8 protein-coding genes and 1 pseudogene are annotated in these 8,931 nt (G+C 46.7%); all 9 read right to left on the minus strand.

Annotation, left to right across the window (positions count from 1 at the left end; all coding sequences use genetic code 11):
* Positions 1–627: alpha/beta fold hydrolase (locus QZL64_RS08540; RefSeq protein WP_296309497.1), on the minus strand; the 627-nt coding region annotated here is incomplete at its 3' end.
* Complete coding sequence (gene menD, locus QZL64_RS08545; protein ID WP_021841574.1) at positions 617–2,560, minus strand: 2-succinyl-5-enolpyruvyl-6-hydroxy-3-cyclohexene-1-carboxylic-acid synthase; 1,944 nt, start codon at positions 2,558–2,560, stop codon at positions 617–619. The genes QZL64_RS08540 and menD, both read right to left, overlap by 11 nt.
* 198 nt (positions 2,561–2,758) lie before the next feature.
* Positions 2,759–3,922: an isochorismate synthase gene (locus QZL64_RS08550; RefSeq protein WP_021841575.1), complete on the minus strand. Its 1,164-nt coding sequence runs from the start codon at positions 3,920–3,922 to the stop codon at positions 2,759–2,761.
* 221 nt (positions 3,923–4,143) lie between these two features.
* Positions 4,144–4,440 (minus strand): ArsR/SmtB family transcription factor, encoded by a 297-nt coding sequence (locus QZL64_RS08555; RefSeq protein ID WP_021841576.1) that lies wholly within the window; start codon positions 4,438–4,440, stop codon positions 4,144–4,146.
* Between the two features lie 129 nt (positions 4,441–4,569).
* Positions 4,570–5,211 (minus strand): hypothetical protein, encoded by a 642-nt coding sequence (locus QZL64_RS08560; protein WP_021841577.1) that lies wholly within the window; start codon positions 5,209–5,211, stop codon positions 4,570–4,572.
* Positions 5,201–6,775, minus strand: a complete 1,575-nt coding sequence (locus QZL64_RS08565; RefSeq protein WP_021841578.1) for a DUF2157 domain-containing protein — start codon at positions 6,773–6,775, stop codon at positions 5,201–5,203. The genes QZL64_RS08560 and QZL64_RS08565 overlap by 11 nt, the downstream gene beginning before the upstream one ends.
* A gap of 63 nt (positions 6,776–6,838) precedes the next feature.
* Entirely contained in the window at positions 6,839–7,306 is a 468-nt protein-coding gene (locus QZL64_RS08570) for a universal stress protein (protein ID WP_021841579.1), read from the minus strand.
* A 194-nt stretch (positions 7,307–7,500) separates the two neighbouring features.
* Positions 7,501–8,742: a hypothetical protein gene (locus tag QZL64_RS08575; protein WP_021841580.1), complete on the minus strand. Its 1,242-nt coding sequence runs from the start codon at positions 8,740–8,742 to the stop codon at positions 7,501–7,503.
* A gap of 18 nt (positions 8,743–8,760) precedes the next feature.
* Positions 8,761–8,931: pseudogene (locus QZL64_RS08580) on the minus strand (polar amino acid ABC transporter ATP-binding protein); the annotation flags it as partial.

Consider the following 8,931-nt stretch of genomic DNA (forward strand, 5'->3'; position numbering starts at 1 on the left):
ACGACGCTCTTTGATGGTGTGCTGCACCGCCGGTGATAGTTTTTGCTGAGTCGCAAAAATAGGCAGTTTTGACCACATTTCTTCAAACCATTCAATGGAGTGGGTCTCAATTTTGTGGGCCAACACTTCGTCGGCAGCCGCCCGTTCCTGCCGCTCATTAATATCTTCAATGCCCGCTGAAGCGGATTCCAATACGAGGAACATTAACCGCGACGGTTCATACATAGCCGCATACTGCAAGGCCATGCGACCGCCCATGGAGTACCCCATAATACCGTATGGTTCTTCACCTACCAAGGTGTGAATCAAGGTATATAAATGGCGCAGCACCGTATCAAACTGATACAGCACCGGATTGTGCGACCGGTCCGATACGCCGTGGCCCAAAAAATCCACACAATAGAGGCGAAAACCGGGGAGATTCAATTTATCCCACGTGTCACCGGCTTCGCCGAAGCCGTGGAGACAAATGAGGGGCATGCCCTCACCCCGCAGGGCCACGTGATAAGACACGTTGTCAATACTTATATATACATCATCGGCCGCTTCCAACACAGCCGTAATCTCTTCTCGATCACCTTGATCGTACATTGATGTTTCATCAAGACTGTCAAAGTCATTTTTCATACACAGTTACCGTATACTTTCTGTGAAGTTCACGACTCACTTCACGATTTGTTTTTACTTCCAATACATGGATACCGCCCGCTTTCATGGCGCGCACTACATTGTCTTCAAAGTCTTCATAGCTCGTCACCGCCTGATAGTGAATGCCCATCAAATCAGCTAGGGCACTGTAGTTCAGGCCTTGCGGCGTTCCAAATAAATATTCGAAATTGTCGATGCCTTTTTGCGGTAAATATTCAAAAATACCGCCCCCATCGTTATTAAACAATACAATTACTAAGTTCAGGCCTTCATTTTTGCCCATCACAAGACCGTTCAGGTCATGGAAGAAGGATAAATCGCCCGTCACGAGTAAAGTCTGCTCACCTAAAGCGGCCGCAATCCCCAACGCTGTCGATTCGGTGCCGTCGATACCGTTGATACCGCGGTTTCCGAACACGCGCGTATTCGGTTTACCTTGGCGCCAAAAATAGTCAAAATCGCGAATCGGCATGCTGTTGGCCACCACCACATTCACCGTCTGTGGGGCCCCGTGTTTGATGAAGGTTCGCTCATCGAGACCATCGTTCAAGAGGGCCACGAACTTGCCCTCAAAGAGAGTTTTCTCTTCCCTTACGCGGGCCATGGAAAGACTCGTTCTATATTGTGCTTTCAGCCAACTTTTCGTATAGGCATTGTCGCTTAATTTCTTATGAAGATTTTCCTTGGCTTTTAAAAAGGTCCTCAACTCGCCTTTGGTGGTTAAGAGATTATCAATCATCTCCGGCGCCCATAAGGTATAAATCAACTGTTTTGCCACATCCAAGGCAAAAGCAATGGGGTCGCATTGAATAACACGGTTCGTCGTTACCGTGCCGTTGCGATACCCGGCCCCCGCATCAATCTGATAACAAACAGCTGCGGAATGCTTTTTGATGAATTGTTGCAATCGTTTTGAAACCGGCATTTGACCCATCATCAAGATGTACTCCGGTGCCAACTCACTTTGCCATTCCTCATTACTCAAAAACGCATCATACTTGTCAATGATGAGCGGATGATTCAAAGCTCTAACCGGCGATAGGGGATCAGCCAGTACGGGCGCTTCCAAAGCTTCACCTAAGGCTAGCATGGCCGTGCCATAGGCATTGTTGATTACGTTTTTAGGATTATCGTAAAAACCGGGCCGTATTTCTACGCCCTGGCAAAATTCAAAGCCATTGCCGTAACCATTAGCTCGGTAGTACTCATCATCACCGTCGCGTCCCGTAGCGGGGCCGCACAAAATAATGCCTTTACGACCTTTAAGTTCTTCAATCAGAGGCTTTAAGGCATTTTCACTGAGACGCATAATACCCGATTGAGTTACAAAGCGCTTAGCTCCGCTCAACCGGCCTTTAGCAAACTGCTCGGCGCTCGTATCCGGCACCAAAGGCTCACGAAGGGGTACGTTAATATGTACCGGCCCCGGTACCACATCCATGGCTTTCATATAGGCCCTTTGGATTACCTGACGCGCATACAGGGACGACTCAAGAGCGCCGCTGCCGGCAATATCGGGACTGAGGGTTTCAAAATGATGCACGAAAGAACCGAAGAGTTTTACTTGGTCCATCGTTTGCGGTGCCCCTACAAACTGAGCTTCCGGCGGACGGTCCGCAGTGAGCACGATTAAAGGCACTCGGCTGTGAAACGCTTCAATAACGGCCGGAAAATAATGAGCGCCTGCCGATCCGGAGGTGCATACCAAAGCCACCGGTGTATGCAAACGTTTTGCCAAACCGAGGGCAAAAAAGCCTGCCGAACGTTCATCAATATTCATATATGTTTTGTAGCCGCCGTGAGCCATGAATGGTACGGCCATACTCGTCGAGCGAGATCCCCCGCTGAAAACCACATGGCGCACACCAAGTTCAAAAAGCTCATCCACTGCGGCTGCTATATATTCGTTCATCCTGCACCTCCATGAAAACAACGACCACTACACGTATCCTGCTTTTTTATTTTATCATAATCTTCGATATACGCCTATAACCGGCTGGTTCAAAGAGCCTATAACCGGCTGGTTCATAGGGCCTATAATCAGATGGTTCAAAAAGCCGTTAACCACAAAGGAACCTGTTAGCCACGAAGCTGTAGGTACCTAAGCCACTTACAAGGCCCGCATAATAGTTTGTAATTTAGTCATTGTTTCTTTGTATTCCGACTCGCAATCGGAATCAGCCACGACACCGCAACCCGCATAGGCATACAATGTCTTGCCATGAATCAGGGCCGAACGAATACCTACGATTAAGAGTCCGTCGCCCGCTTCACGGAAAAGTGGCGTATTCCCGCAAACCCAACCGATAGGTGCCGCATATAAGCCCCGTTCATACGGCTCATATTGCTGTAAAAGGGCCAACGCCGCTGCCCGCGGTTCACCGCCCATGGCCGGTGTCGGATGAAGGGCTTTAGCCATGGTCAAAATAGAGTGTTCCGTATCATGACCGTAGAGTAAGGTACGCAAATGATACAAATTCGGTAGTTCCATAATATGCGTATCTTTCACTTCTACCCTATCGCATAAATCACTCATGGTTGCTTTAATCATATCCACCACAATATTGTGTTCATAGCGGTTTTTAGCATCCGCCAAGAGACGCGCCCCTTGATCATGAATGTCATCTTTTTTCATCGTACCGGCTAAGGCATAGCTCATGAAGTCCTGACCGCGCTTACGCACCAATACTTCCGGCGATGCACCGAGGAATACGGCGTCACCCTTGTTATAGGCAAAAATAAACGCCCCTTGGTTCTGCGCCACTAAGCGACCGATAATCGAGGTACTGTCAAACGGTGTATCGCTTTCCAGCGTCACTTTACGGGAAGCCACTACTTTAGTCACTTCGCCCGACGCAATACCTTCTTGAATATGACCGAACAAGGTCTGCCAGGCTTCATAATCATCGGCCTCCGCTTCGCGATAGCTGTGTGCTACCGGCTTAATCGGTTCCGATTCAATAACCGGTGGCGCCGCAGCGGCGGTGACCCAATAGGCACGTCCTTCTTCCTGTACATAGTAATGGGTGAAAACAACCAATTCATTCCCCATGTTTTGCCATGCTTCATCGTTGACTGTTTCAAAAAAAGTCTGACCGTACCAAGCCCACGGATACTCCGGTAATTCCGCTTCCGTAATACTTTTAACACGGCCGGCCGCCACGATAACGCGATTAACCTGCGTATCATGCCAATAGACCCTTTCCTCGCCCTCAAAATGTTGCCAAACAGCTAAGGGTTCCCATATATCTGTTGGAAAGATTGTATATTTCATAAACTTCCTCATTCATAAATAACGTTAACATCTTATTATACCACTCTCACCAGTCAAAAGAAAATGTCTCTCATAATGCGGCTTACCACGATTTTCAACTGCTTCATATAACAAAATTAAACCGCTGCCATAAAATTAAGTCTGCAACATTGTATTTACAGAACAAAATAAAACCGCCTTTGCAGGCGGTTTTTACGTTTAACCCTAGGGCTATTCTGTTTTTACTGATGGGATACGTGCTCAATCCCCTGACTGAGAAGCATAACCACGTGTTCGTCATTAAGGCTGTAGTACACGGTTTTCCCTTCCTTACGAAATGCTACCAAGCGCGCTTGGCGCAACACTCGCAATTGGTGTGAAATAGCGGATTGCCCCATACCCATGGCTTCAGCAATATCCGTTACACACATTTCTTTATTCAATAATTGCTGCACAATGCGAATCCGCGTAGGATCTCCCAGCACTTTAAACAAATCAGCCAATTCTTGCACATCTACTTGTGCATGAGCAACATCCATACCTAACTCCTATTACACCATTTATATTCTCACGTTCTAATACTTATAGACTTCTATTTGCTAACGGTTACTTAAAGCTTTCAGAGCCTGTTTAATTATTATATAACGAAACAAGCAAATTTAACCAGTTTAATTTTGACCCGCCCCGTCAATGGCGGCCGTTGCTTCAGCAGTTGCCTGCGGTTCACCGATTTGATTGATTGGTGTGCGGCTGTCAATTTCCTGTTGTGCTTCACTCTCAGGGGTAGCCAATTCTAAAGGTATACCGCGCGAATATACGCCCGTAACGATACCGTGGCCGTCTTTGATTTTAAGCGTAGCCAATAAAGTTCCTTTATAGGTCGTGTAAAAATCGGGATTTACTTTATTTAAATCCAAGGTCACACGATTAAATAATAGTTTAAATTCTACATCCGTATTATCTACGCGAGTTACGCGCGCAAAAATATAATCGCCTGTAGTCGGCTTTTTATCGGACACGCCGGTTACTTCCAAGATGCCGTTCGGCTTAGCCGTTACCCACACATATACTTCCTGGTCATACACCGGCAAACGACCGCCCTGCCATGGTCCGCGACTGCCTAAAAATCTGACTTCCAAATAATCGGACGGAATCCAACCGGCTGTACGCGACAAGGACACGGGCCATTGATATTCACCGCCACCTTGCAACAATGAGGTGGACCGATGTTGAATAAAAAACGGCGATAGCAAAGTACAAATACCGACTACAATAAAGAGAATCCATTTTATATAAACTCTATTGCGCATCAGAGGATTCCCCCTTTCGTGCCGTCGTTTTATCAGAACTTACAGCGGCCGCCGATTCCTGCTCGCGAGCAGTATAGGCCATATTACCGTCTTCTTTAACAGTGGCAGATTTCGCTGCGTCTGCCCCCGTTCGATCATCGCTCGGCGCACTCGTATAATTACCGGCCGATTCGGTATGTTCACCGGTATCCGTCACTTCAATATGTTCATCATCACCCAAGGTTTGGCGACGACGTAAACGTCGATTGGCTCTGGCTACCGATGTATTCACCTGCGCCTGTTGCGATTGCTTACGCCACATGTAGAACAAGTTAACCGCAAAAATAGCTACGCCTGTTACCATAAAGGTAAAACCGCGTTCAACAAAGGAGAACGTAGGATCAAAGAAGCGCGCCGCAATCATAGCTAAGAAGGTAAAAATACAACCATTTACCAAACCTACACGTTTGGTTACCGTACCTTGCCACAAGAGGACAATGGCTAATAATACTACATATACATTAAATAGGATAGAACCGGTTAGCGGTGTCACACCCCAATGAACAGACAACATCAAAAGCCCTACTACAATAGGACAAAACGTGATTAAAAGATCCGTGCCCATTCGTTTTTGCCAAAGTGCATTTAAGCCGCCCGCAACCAAGATTAAGGCAACTATTCCTAAGCCGATACTGAGCCAATCAGCCGAAGCCGCCGCTTCTTCCTGCCAGGTACTGATAAATGTACCGTATACGACCACATACATGAGGCCGAGTACCCCGATACCGCGGAACGGCAAAGACCAGAGACCCTGTTCGCGGGACAAGCTGCCCAGTGCATAAGTGGCCGCCGATAAAGACGCTACAAAGAATAGACCGAGCGATAAGTTATACGACGTAATGGTAAAAAAGAACGCCCCGAAAATAGCCGCCACATAGGCCCATGAGAGCCACAACGTGGACAAATATGAGCGTGTGCGTTTACGTAACTGCTCCGCAAAGAACGGACTGCCCGCTGCCAGAAGAAGCCATAACCAAACAGGTTCACCCCACATGGTAACTTCCCGCGCCGATACGCTCCATAAAAGGCCAATTAAGAGATAGGCCATCATGGTGAAGCCGGATCCCAACAGATATATGACCGGCAAGGTGAGGAGCATTATGATGAGGGCGTAAAAGCCCCAGCCTTCACCCGTATAATAGGTATCGCTCATGAGCACCGTCGAGATGGTAAGGGTCGCCACATAAAAAAGCCCTATGCCTTCCGCATAGATGCTCCCCCTAGGCGCTTTCCAAAGACCTAAGCCTAAAGCGATAACCGCCAAGAGCAAGAGCGCAATACACCAGTCCATACGACCGGCCGGTGAAAAGCTGTACCAATAACCGGCAAAGAGTAAAAATACACCTAAACTCGTTAACAACAGCCCTAATAATAACACCAATAACCTTCTGAGCGAAGGCCCCTGAGTGGTGTCTACGGTACCATAAAACACGCGCATCTGTGCCGCATGTTCTTTAGAAATCCAACCCTTTGCCTCCCACTCGGGCAGTTGTTCATGAAGCCAAACAATCCGTTGTTTATTCATAGTACCTCCATTCTAAAAAGAGGCTTTGCCCCTTGGCGAGCAAAGCCCCTCATATGTGACTATTTATTTGACAACGAGCACCGGGCAAGTAGAATGACTGGTTACATAGCTACTTACACTGCCCATAAATAAACCTTTCAAAGGTCCAAGGCCTCGGCTGCCCATTACGATTAAATCGGCATTAAACTTCTTAGCTACCGCTAATACAGCCGGGCCGGGAGAGCCTACTTCAAATACATTTTTAACAGCAATATCAGCAGGTACATCTTTGGAAACGTCTTCCAAAATCTTTTTACCTGTTTCTTCCATGTCTTCCGCGATTTGTTCCGATACATAACCGCCACTGATAGGGGTCTGGTCAAAATTGGAAATAGCGGACACGATATTGGCTACGTGTACGATAACAAGCTGTGCTTCGTTACGTTCGCAAATCGAAACAGCATGCTGTAATGCACGTTTCGAGTTCTCGGAACCGTCAGCCGGTACAACTATCGTCTTGTATACTACTTTAGCGTTATTTTGTTCTTGCATATGAATCCCTCCCATTGGTGAATGATTCGATTCATTCACGATGACTTCTTCTATACTTAAGTATTCTCTACGGAGTTACAAAAGTCCTTTTTTATTTCAAAAAATTTTCAAAAAAAGTTTAGAATTTTTAAATTAATGCGGAGATACTCATAATATCACCGTATGCGAACCTAAACAGAAGCTCTTGCACACGCTTACAGTATAACCGTACCGCCACTCAAAAGGCCTTTGTGCTGAATGCGAACACCTTCGACCATTTTCATCAAGTCTTCGTCGGTAAACTGACCGTTATCCGGCGCCATAATGCGAGCCACAACGGCTTGACCGGAGTCGGTAAGGGTGATGTAAGAAGCAAACTTAATGGCTACCCCTTCACCACGTTGTAAGCTGCCTACGATTAAGGAGCCCGTATTATGGTTATCAATCAAAGTTTTATAACCTTCAATCGTAGCGCCATAATTGGTGACTAATTCATTTACATAGAAATCGGCAATTTCCTGACGAGCCGTCATAGTCGGATAGCTGGCTCGGGAATCGATGGATACGGTTTTATCCATCGGGAATAGGCCCACTTCGATGCGATAGAAATCTTTGGTTAAAACGGCACCGTTTCTATTTTGTGTTACCACTTTAAAGCCGCTTGGTTTAATATAACTGATTTCATCGGTTAATACCAAGTTGCCCGTATTGCGATATTTTTCTTTCATAAGTTTAAACGAAGGCACGACATTCTTTACAACACCCTGCATCATATAATCATTGTATTTGCTAGGATACATCATGGTCATGGTATATCGCTGCGTAGGGTCCGCCGCCATGATAAATTCAGCATCAAAGAAAGTAGAACCGGTTTCGCCAGCATCACTGCGCACGAAGGAGTCCCAACGAGCCGTCGTAGCCCCTTTGAAATCGAATAAATCGCCGTCTAAGGTGTACCCGCTTAAGTCCTTGCGGTTTTCACGCCACAAAGCAAGGTAGCGTTCTTTCGTCATATTCGTAACAGATTCGTTATACCAAGTAGTGTTCCACTGTTGCAAACTCACATTGCCTTCCACAATATTGTCACGTTTGGTAAAAGAAACAAGGAATGGCTCGGAAATAGAGCTTTCCGCCAAGTTAAAGAAATAACCGCGTTCGGTGCTGCCGTCATCTTTAGCTTGTGATTCATAACGACCATTGGTGAGACGCCATGGCACGGTAAATGTATAACCGTCAGAGTAATCGCGAATTTCTGTGATCATCGTGGTAGCATACGATTGATACGCCGCCGGTAAATCGGATTCACTGTGAACCCCGCGAGCTTCAAAAGTCTGAGCTTCCGCCGTTGCTTTCGTCGTATCATAAGTCGGTAAACTCTTAGCATAGCCGGTGCCGACTACGCCCAACAGTGCCCCTACCGCTAAGGTAGCAATTCGCATTTGCCATCGTTGCTTCATTACATATGTCTCCTTTACTTATAGCATAGAATCTAAAAATGCCTTGGTACGTGGTGACTTTGGATTGGTAAAAACGTCTTCCGGTTTGCCTTCTTCCTGAATGATGCCGTCCGCCATGAAAATGATGCGATCCGCCACCTGACGGGCAAACGCCATTTCATGGGTTACGATAATCATCGTCATATGCTC

The sequence above is a fragment of the Veillonella sp. CAG:933 genome (assembly GCF_000431435.1).
Taxonomy (GTDB): domain Bacteria; phylum Bacillota; class Negativicutes; order Veillonellales; family Veillonellaceae; genus Veillonella_A.